This window comes from Pseudarthrobacter sp. MDT3-1, from assembly GCF_054510755.1.
In genome coordinates this window covers 265,845-287,389 of sequence record NZ_JBTNDX010000001.1, presented here as the reverse complement: position 1 = coordinate 287,389, position 21,545 = coordinate 265,845, and the positions used below count along the sequence as shown (strand labels likewise).

Here is a 21,545-nt window from a genome sequence, read left to right as displayed (position 1 = left end):
TGCCAGTTCGCGTTTCAGCAGGTAACCCAGCCTGTGGATAACGCAAACCGCAGGCCGGAATCGGTCCACAATGGAGCATGACCCGGACGCCCATGCCTCCTCAGCTCCCGCACGGATCATTTCTTGTTGCCGATGTAGAGGTCCTGGGCCTCACTCGGAGACAGCTGAGGCCGCCTTGACCCCTGTTGCGTCCTGACGCACTCCACCAGCGCGCGAATTTGCGGAGTATGCCTCCCGGCTTGGCTGGAGCAGGACTGGAGGATCCACATAGCCCGTCCTGCAGACGGCTGCAAGCCGCGCCGCAGGAACGTTGTGGGTCACCAGTTGTCGTTCAAACCCGGCGAGGTCATATCGTTCGACGGCGTTCGGCTCACGTCACCGGCTCGTACCTGGCCACCATGCTGGACCTCAACGATCTTGTCGCGGCCGGTGACTCCATTGTCGTCAGCCATGGAGATGACTTCCCGATGCCACGGAAGCCGCTGGCAACTGTTGCCGACCTGAGGCACATTGTGGGTCAGTATCCGGGAATGCGCGGGGTGAAAACGGCGAGGTTAGCCTTGGATCTGATCAGGGTGGGGGCGGACTCGGCACCCGAAAGCTTGATGCGGCTGGCACTGGTACAGGCCGGACTTCCCGAACCGACATTGAATGCTGTGCTCCGCAACGGGTGGGTCACCCTGTGGTCTGGCCGGATGCTGCCTACCCGGAGTATCGGATCGCACTGCAATATGACGGCGCCCACCACCGTGAACCTGACCAGTACCGCCGCGATATCAAGCGGCAGGGCCTGACTGAAGATGGGCTGGCGAGAAATCCGTGTCCAGAAGAGTGACCTGGAAGGGGATCGGCCGTTCGTCGTCGAAAAAGTGCGGGCGGTCCTGAGCGGTTCGTCGGCCCGCACCGGGTGGGAACGAACTGGCAGTTGATGACCCTGCCGCGGATTTGAGTGTATTAGCTGCCAGTTCGCGCGGGGGTGAGGGGCTTAAGTGTCCGTTCGCGCCGGGCGCGCGGAGGGGGAGCGGAGGGCGCGAAGCTTGTCGCGCAGCTTGCGGGCCAGCTGGTATGCGTTGTACCGGAGCTTTTGAACGGGTAGGTCCCAGGTGCCCGGGTACTCCACCTCGCGGCCGCCGAAGGACTTCTTGAACGCGGTGAAACCTGCCCACTTGTGGTCGGGTTGGTCCGCGGGCGCGACACCCCACAGGTCCACGTGTTTCAGGCCGCGGTCTTTGGCGTCCGCAATCAGGGTCACCAGGAGCGGGATGCCCGCGCTGAGCTTGCGGTGCGTATCATCCAGGGCTGCGTGGGCATAAGTCCGGGTGTCCGCGGAATCGTAGGCCAAGGCCGCTGCGATGGGACCGCCGTGCAGTTCGGCGATGAACAGCGTCGCAGCGCCTGCCGGCATGAGGGAGGCCGCCACCTGCGTCAGGTACGCGTCGCTCTGCGGCTTGAACCCGTTCCGCCGAGATGTCATGTGCAGGAAGTTCAGCAGGATCCTGATGTCGTCCGGGTCCTGCGACGCCCGGAACGTGACGCCCTTCTTGTGGATATTCCGGTAGAGGTTCCGGTTCACGGGCTTCATCGCGGCGAGGACATCCTTGAAGTCACCTTCGAGGTCCACGATCCAGCTGAGTTCAGGCTGCTGGTTCACGGGTGCCGGCTGCAAGCCGCGCAGGCTGAGCTCCGCGGCGGCCGGCATCTCAAGCCCGGCGGACACCGGCTCAATCCGGACAAACACAGCGCCGCACGATCTGGCCGTTCCCACCAGGGCGGCCAGGGCGGCGTCGAACGCCTCCGCGGAGGATGCCACCGGCCCATAGGGGGCGTAGAGGACCTTTCCGGCCGGGTTTTTCTCCTCGACGGCCAGGAAGCTCCAGCCCGGGCCGGACTGCTGATGGACTGTGCGGCCAAGCGACGACTGGACATCCGCCCAGGCAGGCGTCTGCAGGAAGAATTCCACGGCTCAGGCCTTCAGGGATGTGGTCACGGCGAAGGCAACGGCAGGGGACTCGGCACCGGCCACCGGGTGGACATTGACCGGTGCTTCCGCGGCGGGAAGGAAAGCGCTCCCCCCGTGGGCCAGCTGCAGGTCGCCCTTGGGCGAATCGAGATACACCGATCCGGCAACGACAATAACGACGACGGCACCCGCCTGGGCCAGCGGCACCGGCTCCGCGCCGGGTGCCAGTTCGATCCGCTGAAGCTGGAACTCCCGGAAGGGCGGCTGGTAGAGCTCCTGGCCAAGGCCGGACACTTCCGGCGTGAGCATGGGGACTGCCACCGGCTGGAATTCGATGGTCCGCAGCAGCTCGGGCACATCGATGTATTTCGGCGTCAGCCCGCCGCGGAGCACGTTGTCCGAGGACGCCATGACTTCAACACCCAACCCATGCAGGTAGGCATGCACGTTGCCCGCGGGGAGGTAGACGGCCTCGCCGGGGGCCAGCGAAATCCTGTTCAGCAGCAGCGAAATCAGCACACCGGGATCACCCGGATACTTCTCGTTGAGGCTGATGACCGTGGACAGTTCTGCCTGGTACGGTGCCAGCGGAGCGCCGGAGATCAGGGCGGCCGCCACCATCGCTGTCGTGTGGGAGACGTCTTCGCCGCCCTTGATCAGCCGCTCGAAGGCAGTCCTGAGGCCGGCACCCTCGTCCGGGTTGTCCAGGACCTCGAGCAGCTCCACCAGCAGGGGCGGGATCCCGGTTTCCACCAGGTCGAAGCAGGCGGCAAGGTGGAGCAGAATCTTCCGGGTTGCTGCCGGAGAACGGAACCCGCACAGCGCTTCGAACGGTGTCAGCGCGAAGATCATTTCGGGCTTGTGGTTGTCATCGCGGTAGTTGCGGTGCGTGGCATCGGGCGCAATGCCTTCAGCATTTTCCCGGGCGAATCCGGCTTTGGCCTGGTCGATGCTGGGATGGACCTGGAGGGACAACGGCAGCGCGGCAGCAAGGATCTTGGTCAGGAACGGGAGCCGCGGGCCAAACTCGGCCACAGATTCGCTGCCCAGGAAATGGTTCGGATCTTCGGCGATCAAGGCGTCCAGCGGTGCCACGGAGCCGTCCACCCGGCGGGCCATTGAAGGGGCGCCGGGGTGGGCGCCGATCCAGAGTTCGGCTTCGGGACGACCGGACTCGGGGCGTCCCAGCAGCCCGGCGATAGCGGTTGTGGATCCCCAGGCGTAGTCGCGGAGGACGTTTTCAATTTCGTACACAGCCGGTATCCATTCTTGGTCTTCAGGTCTACGTAGTCTTGCAGTCACGTGCTGCGGCCGGGTTTTCCAGGCGACGGCCCAGCGGGCCTAGAGCGGCGCGCATTGGCCGTTGGTGGCCACGAGTTCACGCAGCGCCTGTTCGTTGCCTTCGCGTTTGAGCTGGTTCAGCATCGCCTCGGTGATCGGCTCGCCGTCGGGCGTTGTGGTCACCGGCGTGAAGTCCGACGACGGCGGGGCAGTCTGCGCGCGGACTCCCCCGGCTGCCAGGAACGCAGCCGTGGGCAGTTGCGAGGACGCCTGCAGCCGTCCGCCGGCCGCGGCGGGCTGCAAGATGCCGTCGACCGGCGTGGCAGCCTGGGGCTGCCCCGACGCGGAGGCCAGGAGCTGGTCCACCTTCTCGTGGATGATGTCAAAGTCGGGCACGGTGGAGAAGGATGCGTCAAAATCAGGTGGCCCGATGGTCAGCCGATTGACTTCCTGGCCTTTGGCCTTCATGGCGAGATCCACGAAACTGCCCAGCTGGGAGGAGGAGATGTTGGAATCCACCACTTTGGTGCCTGCGCTGGCGATGTCCTCGAATTTGGACACCAGCGTGGCCGGATCCAGCTGTTTGAGCATGGCCTGTTGGACACACTGCTGACGCTGGATCCGGGCGTAGTCGTCGACGAATTCGCGCGAGCGTCCGTACCAAAGTGCGCGGTCGCCATCGAGTGTTTGTTCACCGGCGGGAATCCAGCCCAAGGGCATGCCATGAGTGCGGGTAACCTCGTCGAAGTAGCCGCTCATCGGAACCCAGCCGCCGGCCTTGATTCGGATCCCGCCCATGGCGTCAATCAGCTTGGCGAAGCCCTCCATGTCAACCAGGACGTAGGCCTGGACCGTGATTCCGAGGGTTCCCGATACCGCCTCAAGGGTGGCCTGCGCACCGGGGTCCGCTACACCCGGATACAGGTCCGCGTGCTCGTTGGTCACTTCGGTGTTGATGGCGTTGATGAGGCACGCGTCGCCGCAGTCGTAGCCGTCCGGGTAGATCTCCCGCATGGGCGAGCCTTCGCTGAACTGGGCGTTCTGCAGGTTGCGTGGCACGGAGATGATGGCTGTCTGGCCGGTCTTTGCGTCCACGCTGAGTACGGACAGGCTGTCCGGGCGCCTGCCTGTACGGTCGTCGCCGGCGTCACCGCCCATCATCAGGAAGTTGTAGCGGCCGTCGACGGGATCGATCTCTGGTCCCCCCGCGAAGATGCTGCCGATGGCGTTGCGGCTCACGTTCAGCAGGTACGCGGCATACCCAAGGGTGCCGCTGCTCAGGACCAGGGCCAGGACCAGGGCAATGCCGACGGCGGGACGCGCCGCCGGTGCCAGCAGCACGGGGCGGATCAGCCGGAGGGTGTTGATGAACAGGAACGCCCATCCGAGCGCCAGGGCCACCAGGACGAGGATGATCACCAGCGAGGCAAACTGATTGGTGAGGATGTTGATCAGGAGCGACCGGTTCACGGCCAGCAGCAGCAGGGTGACCGCCAGCAAAGCCCAGGCGGTCAGGGTGACGCGCAGGGCAATACGGCCGAGCTTGCGGTCGCCGGCCACAATCTGGGCGCTGCCGGGCACCAGAAGGGTCATCAGGACCAGGGCAAAGCCCCGTTTGGTCCGGACGGGGGCTGAGGCGCTGGTCGGATACCGGACGGGATCAGTCATGACCTTGCCGGTTGCTGGCTGCTGCGGTTCGCTTCTGGACATGTCCGGTTCCTTAACGGCTGCCCCGGAGAACACCATTGCCGTCGGCGAAGACTTCGCTGACTTTCTGCCTGAGGTTGGCTCCCTTGCGGGTGGCGACGTCGTTGAGTTCCTGGGCGAAGTCCAGGAGGTCGGCACGGAGCGTGGCTGCCAGTTCGTCCGTGCCCGACGCGAGGATCCGGACTGCTAGCAGGCCTGCGTTCCGGGCACCGGCAATGGACACGGTGGCTACGGGAACGCCGGCAGGCATTTGCACGATGGAGAGGAGGGAATCCATGCCGTCCAGGGTCTTAAGCGGGACCGGGACGCCAATAACGGGCAAGGGAGTCACACTTGCCAGCATGCCGGGAAGGTGGGCAGCTCCGCCGGCGCCCGCGATGATGACGCGCAGCCCGCGTTCGTGGGCGGTCTGGCCGTACCGGATCATTTCGGTGGGCATCCGGTGTGCGGAGACCACATCGGCTTCAAAGGGGATGCCGAACTCAGCCAATGCATCCGCGGCGGCCTCCATGACCGGCCAATCCGAGTCTGAGCCCATGACCAGCCCAACGATGGGACGGGGGACGGTGCCGGTGGTGGTTTCGGTGGTCATGCGTTCTCCTCGGAAATCCGTGCTGATTCTTCGGTGGGAACCCGGCCGTCGCGGATGATGGCCGCCACCCGGGTTGCGCGTTGCCGGACCGAGTCCACATCATCCGTGGAGGTCCCTACGAGGTTGACATGGCCAATCTTGCGTCCCGGACGCACTGATTTTCCGTAGCAGTGGACCTTGGCGGCCGGCTCGCTGGCGAGGGCGGCCGGGTAGGCGGAAAACAGATCCTGGTTGTCGCCGCCCAGGAAGTTTTTCATGACCACTACCGGGCCCAGGATGTCGGTGGCACCCAGCGGCAGGTCCAGGACCGCCCGCAGGTGCTGCTCAAACTGGCTGGTAACCGAACCGTCCTGGGTCCAGTGCCCGGTGTTGTGGGGGCGCATCGCGAGTTCGTTGATCAGGAAGCCGACGCCGGAGCCCGGTGTTTCAAAGAGTTCCGCCGCCATGACTCCGGTGACGCCCAGTTCCGTGGCGACGCGCAGTGCCGCGTCTTCCGCAGCCGCGGCGACCTCGAGGGGGATGTCCAGGGCAGGGGCGATGACTTCGTCGCAGACGCCGTCCACCTGGATAGTGTGCACCACCGGCCAGGCTCTCGCTTCGCCGCCCGGGGTCCGCGCCACCAGCGCGGACAGTTCGCGGCTGAACTCAACTTTGGCTTCGGCGAGGAGCGGGCTCATGGCCTCGAACCACGGAGCAGCCTCTTCGGCGGCCTCGGCGGAGTCGATGATCCGCACGCCCTTTCCGTCGTAGCCGCCGCGGGGCATCTTGAGGACAACCGGCCAACCCGTTTCTTCGCCGAAGTCCACGAGCGCGGCGACGTCAGCGACAGCAGCCCAGATGGGGTTTGGGAGCCCAAGGCTGTCGATGGCAGCCCTCATCACCAGTTTGTCCTGGGCATTAAGCAGGGCGTCCGGACCGGGCTGGACATTCACGCCGGCGGCCAAAAGCGCGCGGAGGTGGTCCGTGGGGACGTGTTCGTGGTCGAACGTCATGACATCCAGGCCGGCCGCGAAGTCGAGGAGAGTCTGGAGGTCCTTGTAGTCACCCACCGGTGAAGTGGACACAGCAGACACGGCTGAAACGTCCTCAGCCTCAGCCAGGACACGGAGTTCAAAGCCAAGGGCGGTAGCGGCCGGAGCCATCATGCGCGCGAGTTGGCCGCCGCCAACTACGCCGATTACTGGAAAAGTCACATATGCCAGCCTACAGAAAAGCTCACCGGATCCGGGCTTTGGGACGTCGAAGGGCCCGCTTTTCGGGTATTTCCGCGATCACCCTTCACTCCGCGTGGGGCGGGTTCACCGATTTCGGGTCTAAAATAGACCTCTGGCCGTGTGGCCCAATGAACTGACGGCCATGGAGGGTCATGTTTAGCGCACTTGCAGATCGTATCCGGGGGCTCGCCTCGCTATTTTGGCGTGAAGTGGCCAAGTTCGGAGCCGTGGGCGGTGTGGCCTTCGTCATTGACTCGGCCATCTTCATCTGGCTGTTCACCGGACCGATGCACGGCAGCGAGGTCTGGGCCAAAGCGATGGCAACCATCGTGGCAAGCATCTTCTCGTGGGTTGCCAACCGTTACTGGACGTTCAGACACCGCAAGCAGGCCAATGTGGCCCGTGAGGCCGCGCTGTTCGCCGTCATGAACCTGGTGGGACTGCTGATCGCCTCAGGCTGTGTCTGGTTCGCGAAATACATCCTGGACCTGAACGACAAGCCCTCGCTATTTATTGCCGGCAGCGTCGTGGGCCTGGTCCTGGGCACCATCTTCCGCTTCTTCGCTTACCGGTTCTGGGTCTTCAACGAAGAACTGGATCAGGAGCCGGAGTTCTCCCACGACCACGAGCTCATCGAACGGCACCATCGTGAGAAGGCAGCTGCCGCTGCTGCCGTCGCCCAGCACGGGGAGCAGCCGGAGGCAGACTCACCGGAAAGCCGCCGGCAGCGGCCCTAACCCGGCCGTGCCGGGAAAGCTACTTGCCGTGGATGCGTTCTGCGGCCAGCAGCTTGTCCGTCAGCTCCACATCGGCGTGAGCCAGCACCACTGAACCACCGTTGTGCCACGCGCCAAGTGAGTTCGCCAGCGCCGGCTCCAGCCCTTCAGAGGCCGGGACCAGAAGCCTGACGCCTTCCTCATGCGGCGCCGCAAAACCAGTGATCAGGCTTTCGTGGATGTGCCGCTGGCCTCCGCCAGCCCGAATGGCACAGCCGGCCGCCGAAGGGTCCGTGTGCGCCATAAAGACGTCACCATGGGAGCGCACCTCGGCGGCGTAGTCGATGACTCCGGCAGGCAGGTCACCAGGCCACCGCATCGCCAGGGCTGGCAGCGCGACGGCGATAACGGCGTCGTGCTGCCCCTCAACGGTTCCGGGCCTGTCGGTGACCAGGAGCTCCGCCTCCCCGCCGCCCAGGACTGTTTCCATGCCCAGCTGCCAGGCGGCCAGTGCCCAGATCATTGACTTCCAGTGGGCTGGCAGGTCAAGAGTCAGTCGCATGCCGGGCTCGGCGTCAAGTTCGTCCTGCAGCAGATTGCTGGTTTTTGCCACCCAGTTGTCCAGCACACGACCGGAGAGTTCCACGCGCTCGGAGTCCGGGCCGTACCAGGTCAGGCGGGGCGACGTGGCGTGGCCGGAACGCAGGGAGGTCATCAGATCTATCGCCGGGATGCTCATGGCTTTATCTTGTCACGGACCCGGTGGGGCGTCCTTGGCAGGGATGCCGCGCACCGAGTCCCTAAGGGTCCTGGTCGGGTCCGGCCGGGCTGTGATGTTACTCACGGGAGTTTGTCATCTTATTTGTCTAATCGGGCTGCGCCTGTATTTTTTGGCAGCTATTCAGCGGAAACGGGACCTTTTGGCCGCCGATGCGGACTGCCGGGCCTCCGCGCGCCGGACCTTCGGAAAACTCCCGGGCGTGGCGTGACCGGGATTGGCCCGGAAAGTTGATTATTATCCGTCCACGGCTTGACTCCCCACTAGTTACACGCGTGTAATTAGATATCGAAAGTCACTGCATAAATACGGACACGCAACCGAGTGTCCAAGTATTCAGGCAAGGGCTGCAACATTTGGGGAGGGTCGCCGTGGGGCAAGCAGAGCGTATCCATGAAGATGCCGTCGTCGCCGGACTGGCAACGGCAAAATACCGCGCACGGGGGGTGCCGAGCGACTGGTTCGTCGATCCCGCGGATCCCGACGCCGCGGACCGTTACAATCGCAATACCAAAGACCCCCTCCAGGACCAGGCCACAGCCTTCCTGGCGGCGCACGAAGCACTCCTTGACGGCGGACACGACCAGGACGATGACGACCTGGATCCGCCCATGGAACTGCGCACCCCGGCACAGGGAACAAGTTCCCAGCCGGTGTGGATCGGACTGCCGTTCAGGCAGGACTTCGACGACGAAGGTGAACTCGGCTGGCAGACTGATGCATTGTGCGCGCAAACGGATCCGGAAGCCTTCTTCCCGGAGAAGGGCGGATCCACGCGCGACGCCAAGAAGGTCTGCGGTGCATGCAATGTGCGGTCGCAGTGCCTGGAATACGCGTTGGCAAACGACGAACGGTTTGGCATTTGGGGTGGCCTTTCCGAGCGTGAGCGCCGGCGGCTAAGGAAGCGAGCAATCTAATTCTTCAGGAAGTACATGTCACTGCCGTTGTGGTGTCCCACAACGGCAGTGCCTATCTCCCCAGAACCCTGGCTGCCCTCGCGGACCAGACCCGGCCCGCGGACTCCCTCATCGGAGTGGACACCGGATCCCGCGACGACTCCGCCGTCCTCCTGGAACGGGCCTTCGGCGCAACCAATGTGAGCACCTTTCCGCCCGGCAAGAGCGGCATGGGCGGCGCCGTGCGCGCCGGGCTCAACAAGCACACGCCCTGGGAAGGCCAGTCCCAGCGCGCCGCCACAGAGTGGGTCTGGCTGCTGCACGACGATGCGGCCCCGGCCCCGGAGGCGCTGGCCGAACTCCTCAGTGCGGTGGAGCGCGCACCATCCGTGACCGTGGCCGGCTGCAAGCAACTGGACTGGCACTCGGAACGCCGGCTGATCGACGTCGGACTCTCCACCAGCCGTTGGGCCGAGCGGCTTACCCTGATCGATGCCGACGAACTGGACCAGGGCCAGTACAACGGCCGCACCGACGCGTTTGCGGTGAACTCGGCCGGCATGCTGGTCCGCCGTGATATCTGGGAACTCCTGAAGGGCTTCGACCCCGCACTGCCGGGCACCGGCGACGACGTCGACTTCTGCTGGCGCAACCGCCTCGCCGGGCACCGCGTGGTGGTAGTTCCCACTGCACGGATGTTCCACGTGGCCCACCGGCCGCATGCCCAGGGAAACGCTTCCGCGGCGCGAAAAGCCCAGGTCCATCTGCGCCTCAAGCACGCCCCGCTGTGGAAGGTGCCTATCCATGCGGTCGGTGCGCTGCTTGGCAGCATGTTCAAACTCGTGCTCAGCATTGCGGTCAAGGATCCCGGGCACGGTTTCTCCCAGCTTGTGGCCACATTCGCTGCCCTGGCCCGGCCCGGTGCCGTGGCAAAGGCCCGCCGGACCGCGGCAAACAGCCGACGGATCCGGCGGTCCGTCATCAAGAAGCTGCAGACGCCACGGCGTGAAGTCTGGAACCACCGCCGCTCCCTGATGGAAGCCCTGGGCGCCGACAACTCCACGGCCGATGGCCTTGTCCATGACCCCCTGGCGGACCAGCCCACGGGGGACTCATCGGATGACTTCGCTGCCCTGACCACCACCGAACGGGGATGGGTGGGGACAGGCGCCATCGCCGCCATCATCATCGCGTCCGCAGCTTCCCTCACAGCGCTCAGCGGGATGTTCCGGGCCGACGCTGTTTCCGGTGGAGGCCTCATTCCGGTGTCCTCCACCCTTGGCGAAATCTGGCACCACGCCTCCAGCTGGTGGATCAGCCTGGGGGCAGGGCTTCCGGGCAAGGGCGACCCCTTCGGCTATGTGCTGTGGATCCTTGGCCTGCTCGGCGGGGGAGACGCCAACGCGGCCATGGCCTGGCTCCTGCTGCTCGCCGCCCCGCTTTCCGGCCTGACCGCATGGTTTGCGGCCGGGGGCCTGACCATCCGGCGCCGCTTCCGCCTCGTTGCCGCACTCTTCTGGGCGGCCGCTCCTGCCTTGCAGATAGCACTGAACCAGGGCCGGGCCGGTGCCTTGGTGGCCCACATCATGATCCCGCTGCTCGTCCTGGCACTCCTGCGTGCCACCGGGTCCGCTGTGGGCCACGGACGGTTCATTGTCCCGTCCCCGGGTGACGGGCGTTTCACCGAAAAACCACCCGCACGGCCTGGGATCAACGGCATGCCGTCCTGGACTGCTGCCGCCGCCGCAGGGTTGACGCTGGGTGTTGTGACCGCGTCGGCGCCTTCACTGCTAGTCCCGGCCGTTGTGGTTATTGTGCTCTGCGGGCTGATGCTTGGCCGTCGTGGCCGCACCGTGTGGTGGGCTCTTTTGCCCAGCGCCGCGCTCTTTCTTCCCTTCGGGCTGTCCGTTATCGACCGGCCGCGGGCATTGCTGGCAGACCCCGGTGTTCCGCTGGGATTCGAGGCGGCCCCGCTGTGGCAGCAGTTCCTGGGCCAGCCGCTGCTGTTCTCCGCCGACGGTGGCCTGTCCGGCCTTCCGTTCTTCAGCGGCCAGGCGATCCCATGGGCACTCGTGCTCGCATTTCTGCTGGCCGTTCCCGTCCTGCTGCTTGCCGTTGCCGCCCTGTTCCTCCCGGGTATGCGCAGCAGGACAGCACGTGTTCTCTGGGTGGCGGCTCTGGTGATCTTCGCCGGTGGCCGGCTCGCAGGGCACGTTGCCACCGGCGCAACTGCCGACACCCTCGTGACCCCGTTCACCGGACCAGCCGTCTCCGCCGCAGGGTTCGCCCTGCTCGGAGCCGCCCTGATTGGTGCCGAGCGTTTGCTTGATGCCGCGGACCGGGCAGCCTCGCCCAGTATTCGGCGCAACGTGGCCCTTCGCTCCGCGACGGCCCTTGCCATGGTGGTGCTGCTGGCCGGTCCGCTGGCCGGCATGGCGGTGTGGTCGGCCCAGAACCTGCTACGTTCCTCAGCCGTTGCACTCCCGGCCGACGTGCCGGCAGGGCCCGCGCTGGGAACGCCACGGCTGGTGCAGCCAGGCAGCGCCAGGACGCTTCCCGCCACCGCCATAGACCGTGGCACCGGACCGGAGCAGACACGCACGCTGCTGATCGGCACCCAGGAGAACGGCTCCTTTGACGCGGCCCTGATGCGTGGCGCCGGGACCACCCTGGACAGCTTGTCAACGATTGCCGCCGCCCGGAACATCCTGGGCGCGCCCGACCAGGAGACGGTCAGGGAGGACGACGACGTCACGGCGTCCATCCGCAGCGTGGTGGCCACGCTGGTGGCCGGCCAAGGCGTGGACCCCCGTCCCGAGCTCGAGCGCCTTGGTGCCGGATTCGTGGTGCTGCGCTCGGCAGATACCGCCGCCCAGCTCACGGCCAGCAGGATGGACGCAGTTCCGGGGCTCGTTGCCGTCGGCCAGACGGATGTCGGCTGGCTCTGGCGGATCACGCCGCTGAACCCGCCGGTACTGCAGCCCGCCGACGTACCCCATCGCGTCAGGATCGTGGACGGCACCGGCGCCACTGTGGCACTGGTGCCCTCCAAATACGACGACGTCGACACCCCCGTCGCCGAGGGACCGGAGGGGCGGCTGGTGGTGCTCGCCGAACGGGCTGACCCGGGCTGGAGCGCCTGGTTCGACGGGCGGAAGCTCACTGCCACAACATCCGGCTCGGCCCAGGCCTTTACCTTGCCTGCCACCGCCGGCCAGCTGACCATCCGCTACGACACCCCGTGGGCCCTCTGGTCCGGAATCGCACAGATCACGGTGATAGGACTCACTGTGATGCTCGCCATTCCCATGCCCGCGCGCCGGCCCAACACAGGGCTCTCGAGGGACGAGGGATCTTTGCGTAAGGAACATCAGAATGCATAAGGACGCAGCCCGCAGGACCCCTCGCAAGCAGATGCTGGCAGGCCTGGTCTCGGCCGTGGCGATTGTGGCCACAGCCGGCGCGGGACTCGCAGCCTCCTCGGTCGCCCCGCAGCCGGCGGGGAGCCGCAGCATCCCGGCCGTGCTGGCTGCAGTTCCCGCAGGCGCCAGCACGGGGGTATGTCCTGGCCCGGCCCGCCTGCTCGAAGGAACAGAGGCGGGCACCGACCCCCAGTTCAGCCCCGAATCCGCGACCGCCAAGAGCGCTGTCACGGGCGCCGTCCTGAGCGCCCCCGGCGGTGTCCTCCCCGGCAGCAGGCTCGCCGCCCTTGACGGGACGCCCGCCGTCGAGATCGCCAAGGACGGCAGCCAGCCCGGCCAGGGGACAGGTCCCCAGGACCTGACCGCCGGCGTCGTCGCCGGGCACAGTGTGGATGATGCCAGCTTCCTGAGCGCCGACGCCCAGGCAGGCCAGAAGCCCTCAGCCGCCGGGCTTATGAGATTCACCGCCACCGACGGTGACTTGCAGGGCTCGGCGGCTGCCAATTGCCAGCCGCCCGCCAACGACCTCTGGCTGTCCGGTGCCAGCACCACCGTGGGCCGCACCTCCCTTCTTGTCCTCAGCAACGCCTCAAGCACACCTGCCACCGTCAGCCTGGAGCTCTTCGGCAGCAAGGGTCAGATCCGGGCCCCGGGCAGCAGGGGGCTGCTGGTCGCGCCGGGAGGTACCCGCTCAATCGTGCTGGCTGGCCTGGCCCCTGGTGAAGCCCAGCTCACCGTCCATGTCCGGAGCGCCGGCGGTCCGGTGGCCGCGTCTATCCAGCAGAGTGTCCTGAGGGGACTGACGCCCGGCGGCGTCGACTTCATTGCTCCGGGCGCCGCACCTGCCGCACGGCAGGTCATGACCGGAGTGGACATCCAAGACGCCGGCGCGATCTCCGCATTGACGGGAAACAGCGGCTTCAACGACGCCGGCCCCGCGCTGGCCATCACGGTTCCGGGACCGTCGGACGCGGTAGTGGAGGTCAAGCTCTTCGGCCGGGACGGCCAGAAAGCCCTCCCCGGCGGCGGCGTTGTCACGGCAAAAGCCGGGTCCGTCACCGAGATTTCCCTGGCTGGCGTCCCCGCCGGCCACTACACGGTGTCCACCAGTTCGGACGTGTCATTTGTGGCCGCAACCCGCGTCACCCGGGGCGTCACGAACGAGAAGGCCTCGGACGTCGCCTGGGCTGCCTCCGGTGTCCGGCTGGGAAGCCAGCATGTGGTGCCCGTGCCCCATGGCGGTGACCGAACCCTCGTGTTCGGCGTCCTCGAGAACCGGGCCACGGTCTCCTACGCTGCCATCACCGCGGACGGCAAGATCCGCGCGGCCGCCACTGCCGACGTCGCCGGCGGCACCACAACGTCCATCAAGGTCCCCGAGAAGGTGGACGAGTCGGTAGTGGTGGCGTACGTTGTCTCCGCGTCAGGTGACGCTGCCTACGGCGCGCTGCTCCTGCAGCAGGACGGCCGGGACGACATCTCCACGGTCGCCTTCACGCCGGCGGCTTCAGGGCAGGAAAAGGTGCCGGTCTCCCTGGGGTACTGACAGGACAGTACCGGCGGCGTCAGTACCGGCGGCGGTAGACCGGATCCAGGGTTTCCGGCGCTACGCCGAGCATTTCGGCGGTGTGTTCCACGACGACGTCGTGCACCAGGTCCTGGAGTTCCTCCCGGCTGGCGCAACCCTGCTCAACTACCCGGCGGTACAGGGTGATCACCGGGCCTTCCTCTGCCGTGGCGGGAGTGTAGGCGCCCATGGGAGGCGGTGCGGCGTCGGCCACCAGTTGCTCCAGCTGCGGGGGTATTTCGTCGACGGCAAACCGGACGCCGTCGAGCGTTTTGCCCCAGATGTCGTGGAGCCGCTGCGCGGAATCCAGCACCATGTCGTCAAAGCGGTCCGACCGTGTCCTGTAACCGGGGTGCGTTGGCAACACCAGCTCCCCGCGCAGGCCGCGACCGTGGCGGTTCCGGCGGCGCATCGCAAAGCTTCGGCCGGGCGAACCCGAACCCGTTTCTGCGGCGCGGTCATCCGGGTCAGCCAAACGGACCGTAAAAGCTGAATCATGGTTCGATGACTGCATACCTTGACTGTAAACCCGGGCGCAGAATTACGCGACATAACCCCGGTTTTCGCGCCAAGGCGCGGCGCCGATTCGGCAAATACTCCGAACAAGTTGGGATACGGAGTAGTCTGTGATGTCGTGGTAGCTATCCGTCAATGTTCAAGGTCAGCCTGCCGTCAGTCGGCGGTGGCAACTTTGACGTACGTCTATGCCGACTCCACCGCCGTCCTGGGTCCGCTTGCCACCTACGCCGAGCCGCATTGTTACGATTTGTGCGAGCAGCACGCCGGGTCGCTGACGGTGCCCCGCGGCTGGGAAGTGCTTCGCTTGGCGATGCCCACAAGCCCGCAGCAGCCCGGACCGGACGACCTCCTGGCCCTCGCCAACGCGGTCCGCGAAGCAGCGGCCCAGCCGCCCAAGTCGCAGACCACGCCGGGTCAGCGTGGCTCGCATTCAGCGCTGGAGGCCCCGGCCGGCACCGAAGGTGTCCGCCGGGGGCATCTGCGCGTCCTGCGCGAACCTTCCTGAGGCGGATCTGGCGGTAGGCTGGAACCTGCTAATCAGTCAGCCAACGGCGCGAACGCGCCCCTGTCGGGAGCACCAATCATGCCAAAGATCAGTCCTGAACTGTTGTCCGTCCTCCGCTGTCCCGTGACCGGATCGCCCCTTGTCCAGGAAGGCGAAGAGCTTGTGTCGACGGCGGCGGGAGATTCGGGCGTTAAGCTGCGCTACCCGATCGAGGACGGTATCCCGCTGCTGCTGCCGCCGGAACTTCTCCAGGCCGCCACGGCTGCCGGCTCGGACCAGCACGATCACGCCGTCCGGCCGGCCACGGACCCAAGCCCCGCCACGGACAAAACCGCAGCTACTGCCTAGGCAACGCCTGGACAACACGTACCACCACCAGCGGTCGACTTTCGCGCAGAGGCTTCAACGCCGTCGCCGCCGTCGGACAAAAGCAAAGGAACCCCATGACATTTGACTACAAGGTAGCCGACATCTCGCTGGCCGAAGCCGGCCGCCACCAGATCCGCCTGGCCGAGCACGAGATGCCAGGCCTGATGTCACTCCGCAAGGAGTTCGGACCCACCCAGCCGCTGAAGGGCGCCCGGATCGCCGGATCCCTTCACATGACGGTCCAGACTGCCGTCCTGATCGAAACCCTCACGGCCCTCGGTGCCGAGGTCCGCTGGGCCTCCTGCAACATCTTTTCCACCCAGGACGATGCCGCTGCAGCCGTCGTGGTGGGCACGGGAACGGTCGAGGACCCGCAGGGTGTCCCGGTGTTCGCCTGGAAGGGCGAGACGCTGGAGGAATACTGGTGGACTGCACAGCAGATCCTGGCCTGGCCCGGCGCGGACACCGATCCGGAGCTCGGCCCGAACATGATCCTGGACGACGGCGGCGACGCCACCATGCTGGTCCACAAGGGCGTTGAGTTCGAAGCTGCCGGCGCTGTACCGGCGGCAGGCGAAGACGAGTCCGAGGAAGGCAGGATCTTCCTGGACGTGCTGCGCGCCTCGCTGCAGGAAGACCCGCAGCGGTGGACCCGGATCGGGGCCAGCCTGCGCGGCGTCACCGAGGAAACCACCACCGGCGTGCACCGCCTCTACCAGCTGGCTGAACAGGGCAAGCTGCTGTTCCCGGCCATCAACGTCAACGACTCGGTCACCAAGAGCAAGTTCGACAACAAGTACGGCATCCGCCATTCGCTGCCTGACGGCATCAACCGCGCCACCGACGTGCTGATGGGCGGCAAGGTGGCCGTCGTCTGCGGTTATGGCGACGTCGGCAAGGGAGCCGCAGAGGCATTCCGCGGCCAGGGTTCCCGCGTCATCGTCACAGAGATCGACCCCATCTGTGCCCTCCAGGCAGCCATGGACGGCTACCAGGTGGCCAAGCTGGAGTCGGTGCTGAGCCAAGGCCACATCTTCATCACCACCACAGGGAACAAGGACGTCATCCTGGCCGAACACATGGCCGGCATGCGTGACAAAGCCATCGTGGGCAACATCGGCCACTTCGATAACGAGATCGACATGGCCGGTCTGGCGCGGATCCCCGGCATTAAGAAGGTGGAGATCAAGCCGCAGGTGCATGAGTGGGTGCTCGACGCCGGGACCGCCGAAGAGCGCTCCATCATCGTCCTGTCCGAGGGACGCCTGTTGAATCTGGGCAACGCCACCGGCCACCCGTCCTTTGTGATGAGCAACTCATTCGCCAACCAGACCATCGCCCAGATCGAGCTGTGGACCAAGCGGGACCAGCCCGAAGGCGAACGCGAATACAGCAACCAGGTCTATGTCCTGCCTAAGATCCTGGACGAAAAGGTTGCCCGCCTGCACCTCGACGCCCTCGACGTGGAGCTTACGGAACTCTCCAAGGAACAGGCCGACTACCTGGACCTGGACATCGCCGGACCGTACAAGCCCGAGCACTATCGTTACTGACGTGTGATGCCCCGGGTGCAGACCACGCCCGGGGCTGTTATGTCCAAGCATTAAGATCGGACTATGGAACCTGTTGTTAAGCCACGCCGGCGGGGGACCGCCAAGAAAATTCTCTTGGTGGCAGCCGTGTGTGTCCTTGCCGCAACGGGCGGCGTCTTCGCCGCCGTCGCGCCGGGTTTTGCGCGCGGTGGCCTGGAGTCCGAAGCCAGCTCGGCAGTCCGGTCCGTGCCGGGCGTCGCATCGCCCGTGGTGGCCCCGGCCAAGGTGGACGTCACGCCAGCCAACGCCGCAAACCAGGTGAACCCGGCAATGCCGGTGTCGCTTAAGGTGGGCAACGGCAGGATCGAGAGCGTCACGCTGACCAGCACCGCCGGCGAAGTAGTCCACGGCACCTTTGCAGGGGACGGCAGCACCTGGACAGCGACAGACCCGCTGAAATTCAACACCGAGTACAGCTACTCGTATGTGGTCACTGACGGGGCGGGACGGGATACCAACACAACAAACTCGTTCAGTACGGTTTCGAGCACGCACGAGGCGGATGCTGCCATCTACCCGCTGGACGGGATGAAGGTTGGCGTGGGCCAGCCGCTGCAGGTCATCTTCAGCGAACCGGTGGTCAACCGGGATGCCGTGGAAATGGCCATCAAAATCACCTCCAGCGCAGGGCAGGCCGGGGCCTTCCACTGGTTCAGCGACACCATGGTCCGGTACCGCCCGGAAGCCTTCTGGGCGGCGAACTCCACCGTCACCATGGACATGCAGCTTTTCGGCGTGGACCTCGGCAACGGCCAGATTGCCAACTTCAACAAAAAGGTCACCGTGAATTTCGGTGACAAGCGGGTGGCTATCGCCGATGCCGCCGCACACACTTTCACGCTCAGCGTTAATGACCAGGTAGTGAAAACCCTCCCGGTCAGCATGGGCGATCAGCGCTTCCCGTCAGCGCGCGGCTACGCGGTTCTGATGGAAAAGAACCGCTATGACCGCTTCCGGGCGGCCAGCATCGGACTCAAGCCCGGCGATCCGGCCTACTACGGCGAAGTGGACGTGGAGTATGCCATCCGCCTCACCCTGAGCGGCGCCTACATCCACCAGGCGCTGGAGTCCGCCTACCCCTTCATCGGCAACACGAACGTATCGCACGGCTGCATCGGATTCGCTCCCGACGGCGCCGCCTGGGTATTTGAGAACATGACCACCGGCGATGTGGTTCAGATCATCAACACCGAAGGCGACTACGCCGCCGTCGACGACGGCTATGGCGACTGGAACATCCCCTGGGCGGAGTACAACAACTAAGCACCGTTTGGCCCAGGACCAGGACGAGGTTAAGGCCTATGGCCCGAACGGCAGGCGGTCCAACCGCTCCGCCGTGGCCGCGTTCCGGCGCCGGGCCTGCTGCAGCCGCGCGAGTTCACGGTGACGGCGTTCGGCGGTGACGGCCGCCAGGTACTGGTCCGGGCTGGTTCCCGGGGGCGGCGGAGGGGCCACATGCCCGGCCAGTTCCGTGGCGATCGACGCTGCCATTCCGGCGGCGGACAGCGGTGACATGCGTCCGGCCTGCCGGATGAATTGGGCGGCCTGCCGTGCGGTCGCATCCGGGATCCGGCCGATGTCCGCAGCTGTGGCCCAGCCCTGAAGCTGTGGGGGAACAAAGACGCGGACCGGTACCTCTGCCGGCACGCGGCGGCGCAGCGCATACGTGCCGGCAAGGATGTCACCCAGCCGCTTGGAGCGGCTGTTGAAGAGGGCGACGCCGATGGCGAGGCCACCCAGGGTGAGGTAGATTTCCAGGAATCCAGTCAGCCCCCGGATCACGGCGTGGCGGAACCGGATGGCGCCGCCGTCGTCCCTGACCACACGCAGGCCGGTCGCCAGTTTTCCGAGCGAGAGCCCCCGGGTGAGGGTCTCCACGGCTACCGGGACAATCACGAAGCAGAAGACCACGCTCACCAGCGTCAGCGCCCGCATTGCTGCCTCGTCAAGGTCCTGGCCGGCGGCTGCGACGCCCAGCAGGATCAGGACCAGCAGGATGATGTTGAACAGGACATCCAGCAGCAGGCCAAGGGCACGGGCGGCGAAGGATGCGGGGCGCAGTTCCAGGACAACGGCCTCGCCGGTGATTATCGAACTCAAGCGGATACCCCAATCCCTGGTCAGCCATCCTGCGGACCTTCACAGTCTATGGCGGCTAGGCTGTTGCCGTGGATATGGATGCCTTCTCCGCCGCCAACGGGGACAAGTGGTCAAGGCTGCACCAGCTCGCCCATAAGCGGCGCCTCAGCGGCGAAGAGGCCGATGAACTGCTGCGCCTTTACCAGTCGACGTCGGCCCACCTTTCCTTCATCCGGTCGATTGCCCCGGAGAGCGGCCTGTCGGCTTCCTTGTCCGCCACCCTGGCCCAGGCCCGGACCCGTTTCACAGGCGCACGGTCCAACGTGATGGCGGACCTGGCCCGGTTCTTCGTGGCTGCCCTGCCGGCGGCTTTGTACCGCCTGCGGTGGCTGACGGTGGCCTGCGGCGCCGCATTTATCCTGGTTGCCGGCGCCTACGCGCTCTGGATCGGGACGTCCCCCGAGGCCCTGCGGTCCGTTGCCTCCGAGGCTGCGGTCCGGCAGTACGTCGAGAAAGACTTCATTGGCTACTATTCGGAAAATCCTGCGGCCTCGTTTGCGGGGGCCGTCTGGACCAACAATGCCTGGATCAGCGCGCAGGCGGTGGCCCTGGGCATCACCGGCTTCTGGGTACCCATGATCCTGTTCACGAACGCCCAGGGCGTCGGGATCGCCGCCGGAGTTTTCGCCGCCGTGGGCCGGCAGGATGTCTTTTACAGCTACATCCTGCCGCATGGCCTGATGGAACTGACGGCTGTTTTTATTGCCTGCGCGGCGGGCTTGAGGATCTTCTGGGCCATGGTGTCCCCGGGACCACGGACGCGGGGACGTGCCGTGGCGGACGAAGGCAGGTCGCTGATCACCGTGGCCCTGGGGTTGGTGCTGGTGCTGTTCGTTTCCGGATTAGTGGAAGGTTTTGTCACGCCCAGCCCGCTTCCGGTGTGGGCCAAGATCGGCATCGGCCTGGCGGTGCTGGCTGCCTACTGGGGCTACGTCCTGATATGGGGACGGCGGGCCTATGACGCCGGTGAACGCGGCGACTTGGTGGCTGGCGACGCTGGATACAGTGAAATCGCCGCATGAATCCGGGAGCGACGGGGTGGCTCCTCGCCCTTGTGGAGGAGCGGGCGGTAGGCTCGATATCAGATACACGGCGCTGCCCGGATCAGAGCCGGCGGCGTGGAACCCAACGGAAGTGACGCTGCTGTGAACGACAATTCGCCGACCCCTGCCAAACGCACGGAGCCGCAGCCGGATCCGGACCTGGATACTTCGTCGGACTCGGAAGAGCCGGCTTTTGCCTGGCTGAAAGACTCCGACTCCAGCACTCCCGACGTGTCCCCAGCACGTAGCGCCGGTGCCGGGCAGGGCGGTGTCACCCAGCCCGAAAGCCGCGCCGGCCGCAAAGCCGCGGAGGCCGCCGTCGAACCTCCCGCCGCGGTACCTTCCGTAGAAGAGTCGCTCCGCAAAGAACCGTCCGCCCAGGGCGCCACCCGAAACGGTGCCCACTTCAGCGAGCCGCTGCCCACGTCAGCGCTGCAGGTCCGTCCGCCGCAGGAGGAAGTGGAGCGCCGCAACGCGGAGCGCGAAAGCGCAGCCAACGCCAAGCCCGTGGCCCCGCGCATCTGGCAAGTCCTGCTGGCCCTTTTCTACCCGGTGATCCTGCTCGTGCTGGCCGTCCGTGCGGTCACCAGCCCGCTGTTCCTGTGGGCCGAGTACAACAGGCCCGGGTTCCCGGGCGACGGGTACGGGTTCAGCACCGACGACCGGATGACGTACGGTTCCTACGCGGTTGACTACCTCAGCAACTGGGCGGGGCCGCGGTATCTGGGTGATCTGGTCAATCGCAGTGGCGGGGACCTTTTCAAGGACGGCGAAGTCGGCCACATGGCGGACGTAAAAGTTGTCATCCTTTCCGCGTTTGGCGGGGGAGCACTCCTGATCGTCCTCAGCCTCGTGGCCATCGCCTACCTGCGCCGCCGCAGCACCGGCGGTGTGCGCCGCGGACTCTTCGCGGGATCCATTGTTGCGCTGGCGATCATTCTGGGCCTCGGCGCATTGGCCGTGCTCGGCTGGCAGCAGTTCTTCACCGAATTCCACCGGATCTTCTTCGCCAGCGGTTCCTGGACGTTTGCCCTTGAAGACACGCTGATCAGGCTGTTCCCGGGCCAGTTCTGGATCGATGCCGGTATTGTCATCGCCGCGCTGGTCCTCCTGGTGTCCCTGGTAACGCTCATCCTCACTTGGCCCACCCGCCGTCGTCGCGGCCTGGCCAAGGATGAGCCGATAGCCGCTGAGGCGTAGCCCCAAGCAACTGCACGTGCTCAGCCGTTTATTTTGGCGGGCAGG

The 21,545-nt window shown here is 65.9% G+C and carries 19 protein-coding genes; 11 read left to right on the top strand and 8 right to left on the bottom strand.

Going from position 1 to position 21,545, the window contains the following annotated elements:
- The first annotated feature begins 398 nt into the window (after positions 1–398).
- On the top strand, positions 399–794 hold the full coding sequence (locus tag ACX80X_RS01315) for a hypothetical protein (protein ID WP_252601003.1): 396 nt from the start codon (positions 399–401) through the stop codon (positions 792–794).
- Positions 795–985: 191 nt separating this feature from the next.
- Here ACX80X_RS01315 and ACX80X_RS01310 read toward each other — a convergent pair whose 3' ends face one another.
- The 5 genes from ACX80X_RS01310 to ACX80X_RS01290 all read right to left on the bottom strand — a co-directional run bounded on the left by ACX80X_RS01310 (position 986) and on the right by ACX80X_RS01290 (position 6,685).
- Positions 986–1,960 (bottom strand): lipid II:glycine glycyltransferase FemX, encoded by a 975-nt coding sequence (locus ACX80X_RS01310; protein ID WP_459310977.1) that lies wholly within the window; start codon positions 1,958–1,960, stop codon positions 986–988.
- Between the two features lie 3 nt (positions 1,961–1,963).
- Positions 1,964–3,214 carry a mannose-6-phosphate isomerase, class I gene (manA, locus tag ACX80X_RS01305; protein ID WP_252601008.1) on the bottom strand — a complete coding sequence of 417 codons (1,251 nt, stop codon included), beginning with the start codon at positions 3,212–3,214 and terminating at the stop codon, positions 1,964–1,966.
- 87 nt (positions 3,215–3,301) lie between these two features.
- Positions 3,302–4,951, bottom strand: a complete 1,650-nt coding sequence (locus ACX80X_RS01300) for an LCP family protein (RefSeq protein WP_252613710.1) — start codon at positions 4,949–4,951, stop codon at positions 3,302–3,304.
- Positions 4,952–4,961: 10 nt separating this feature from the next.
- On the bottom strand, positions 4,962–5,540 hold the full coding sequence (gene purE, locus ACX80X_RS01295; RefSeq protein WP_058929643.1) for a 5-(carboxyamino)imidazole ribonucleotide mutase: 579 nt from the start codon (positions 5,538–5,540) through the stop codon (positions 4,962–4,964).
- The gene (locus tag ACX80X_RS01290) at positions 5,537–6,685 is read right to left on the bottom strand and encodes a 5-(carboxyamino)imidazole ribonucleotide synthase (RefSeq protein WP_252601146.1); all 1,149 of its coding nucleotides are present in this window, start codon (positions 6,683–6,685) and stop codon (positions 5,537–5,539) included. Before ACX80X_RS01290 ends, purE begins: the two co-directional genes overlap by 4 nt.
- 221 nt (positions 6,686–6,906) lie before the next feature.
- Here ACX80X_RS01290 and ACX80X_RS01285 point away from each other — a divergent pair, with 221 nt between their 5' ends.
- Positions 6,907–7,491 carry a GtrA family protein gene (locus ACX80X_RS01285; RefSeq protein ID WP_252601014.1) on the top strand — a complete coding sequence of 195 codons (585 nt, stop codon included), beginning with the start codon at positions 6,907–6,909 and terminating at the stop codon, positions 7,489–7,491.
- 19 nt (positions 7,492–7,510) lie between these two features.
- Here ACX80X_RS01285 and ACX80X_RS01280 read toward each other — a convergent pair whose 3' ends face one another.
- Positions 7,511–8,209: a TIGR03089 family protein gene (locus ACX80X_RS01280; RefSeq protein ID WP_252601016.1), complete on the bottom strand. Its 699-nt coding sequence runs from the start codon at positions 8,207–8,209 to the stop codon at positions 7,511–7,513.
- A gap of 410 nt (positions 8,210–8,619) precedes the next feature.
- Between ACX80X_RS01280 and ACX80X_RS01275 the strand changes: the two genes are divergently transcribed.
- From ACX80X_RS01275 to ACX80X_RS01265, 3 genes are read left to right on the top strand one after another with little or no spacing between them, the layout of a single operon-like run.
- Positions 8,620–9,165 (top strand): WhiB family transcriptional regulator, encoded by a 546-nt coding sequence (locus tag ACX80X_RS01275; protein WP_252607817.1) that lies wholly within the window; start codon positions 8,620–8,622, stop codon positions 9,163–9,165.
- A 29-nt stretch (positions 9,166–9,194) separates the two neighbouring features.
- Positions 9,195–12,527, top strand: coding sequence for a glycosyltransferase family 2 protein (locus tag ACX80X_RS01270; RefSeq protein ID WP_252613709.1), 3,333 nt, complete (start codon positions 9,195–9,197; stop codon positions 12,525–12,527).
- On the top strand, positions 12,520–14,112 hold the full coding sequence (locus tag ACX80X_RS01265; protein WP_252601021.1) for a DUF5719 family protein: 1,593 nt from the start codon (positions 12,520–12,522) through the stop codon (positions 14,110–14,112). Before ACX80X_RS01270 ends, ACX80X_RS01265 begins: the two co-directional genes overlap by 8 nt.
- Before the next feature lie 19 nt (positions 14,113–14,131).
- Here the strand turns inward: ACX80X_RS01265 and ACX80X_RS01260 are convergent, their stop codons facing one another.
- The gene (locus tag ACX80X_RS01260) at positions 14,132–14,647 is read right to left on the bottom strand and encodes a metallopeptidase family protein (RefSeq protein ID WP_058929637.1); all 516 of its coding nucleotides are present in this window, start codon (positions 14,645–14,647) and stop codon (positions 14,132–14,134) included.
- Between the two features lie 120 nt (positions 14,648–14,767).
- On the opposite strand from ACX80X_RS01260, the gene ACX80X_RS01255 reads away from it, so the two are divergent.
- The 4 genes from ACX80X_RS01255 to ACX80X_RS01240 all read left to right on the top strand — a co-directional run bounded on the left by ACX80X_RS01255 (position 14,768) and on the right by ACX80X_RS01240 (position 18,381).
- Positions 14,768–15,157, top strand: a complete 390-nt coding sequence (locus ACX80X_RS01255) for a DUF3499 domain-containing protein (RefSeq protein ID WP_252613708.1) — start codon at positions 14,768–14,770, stop codon at positions 15,155–15,157.
- Positions 15,158–15,235: 78 nt separating this feature from the next.
- Positions 15,236–15,505 carry a Trm112 family protein gene (locus ACX80X_RS01250; RefSeq protein WP_104061004.1) on the top strand — a complete coding sequence of 90 codons (270 nt, stop codon included), beginning with the start codon at positions 15,236–15,238 and terminating at the stop codon, positions 15,503–15,505.
- 95 nt (positions 15,506–15,600) lie between these two features.
- Positions 15,601–17,079 carry an adenosylhomocysteinase gene (gene ahcY, locus ACX80X_RS01245; protein WP_248761945.1) on the top strand — a complete coding sequence of 493 codons (1,479 nt, stop codon included), beginning with the start codon at positions 15,601–15,603 and terminating at the stop codon, positions 17,077–17,079.
- A 63-nt stretch (positions 17,080–17,142) separates the two neighbouring features.
- The gene (locus ACX80X_RS01240; protein WP_252613707.1) at positions 17,143–18,381 is read left to right on the top strand and encodes a L,D-transpeptidase; all 1,239 of its coding nucleotides are present in this window, start codon (positions 17,143–17,145) and stop codon (positions 18,379–18,381) included.
- 36 nt (positions 18,382–18,417) lie between these two features.
- Here the strand turns inward: ACX80X_RS01240 and ACX80X_RS01235 are convergent, their stop codons facing one another.
- On the bottom strand, positions 18,418–19,218 hold the full coding sequence (locus ACX80X_RS01235) for an RDD family protein (RefSeq protein WP_252601027.1): 801 nt from the start codon (positions 19,216–19,218) through the stop codon (positions 18,418–18,420).
- A gap of 68 nt (positions 19,219–19,286) precedes the next feature.
- Between ACX80X_RS01235 and ACX80X_RS01230 the strand changes: the two genes are divergently transcribed.
- Both ACX80X_RS01230 and ACX80X_RS01225 read left to right on the top strand, forming a co-directional pair.
- Positions 19,287–20,279, top strand: coding sequence for a stage II sporulation protein M (locus tag ACX80X_RS01230; RefSeq protein ID WP_252601030.1), 993 nt, complete (start codon positions 19,287–19,289; stop codon positions 20,277–20,279).
- 123 nt (positions 20,280–20,402) lie between these two features.
- On the top strand, positions 20,403–21,500 hold the full coding sequence (locus tag ACX80X_RS01225; RefSeq protein WP_252607820.1) for a TIGR01906 family membrane protein: 1,098 nt from the start codon (positions 20,403–20,405) through the stop codon (positions 21,498–21,500).
- Positions 21,501–21,545: the final 45 nt, after the last annotated feature.

Coding starts and splice junctions, on each gene's coding strand:
- ACX80X_RS01315 (WP_252601003.1), top strand. CDS start 399: ATGCTGGACCTCAACGATCTTGTCGCGGCCGGTGACTCCATTGTCGTC.
- ACX80X_RS01300 (WP_252613710.1), bottom strand. CDS start 4,951: ATGTCCAGAAGCGAACCGCAGCAGCCAGCAACCGGCAAGGTCATGACT.
- purE (WP_058929643.1), bottom strand. CDS start 5,540: ATGACCACCGAAACCACCACCGGCACCGTCCCCCGTCCCATCGTTGGG.
- ACX80X_RS01290 (WP_252601146.1), bottom strand. CDS start 6,685: ATGATGGCTCCGGCCGCTACCGCCCTTGGCTTTGAACTCCGTGTCCTG.
- ACX80X_RS01285 (WP_252601014.1), top strand. CDS start 6,907: ATGTTTAGCGCACTTGCAGATCGTATCCGGGGGCTCGCCTCGCTATTT.
- ACX80X_RS01280 (WP_252601016.1), bottom strand. CDS start 8,209: ATGAGCATCCCGGCGATAGATCTGATGACCTCCCTGCGTTCCGGCCAC.
- ACX80X_RS01265 (WP_252601021.1), top strand. CDS start 12,520: ATGCATAAGGACGCAGCCCGCAGGACCCCTCGCAAGCAGATGCTGGCA.
- ACX80X_RS01260 (WP_058929637.1), bottom strand. CDS start 14,647: ATGCAGTCATCGAACCATGATTCAGCTTTTACGGTCCGTTTGGCTGAC.
- ACX80X_RS01250 (WP_104061004.1), top strand. CDS start 15,236: ATGCCAAAGATCAGTCCTGAACTGTTGTCCGTCCTCCGCTGTCCCGTG.
- ahcY (WP_248761945.1), top strand. CDS start 15,601: ATGACATTTGACTACAAGGTAGCCGACATCTCGCTGGCCGAAGCCGGC.
- ACX80X_RS01240 (WP_252613707.1), top strand. CDS start 17,143: ATGGAACCTGTTGTTAAGCCACGCCGGCGGGGGACCGCCAAGAAAATT.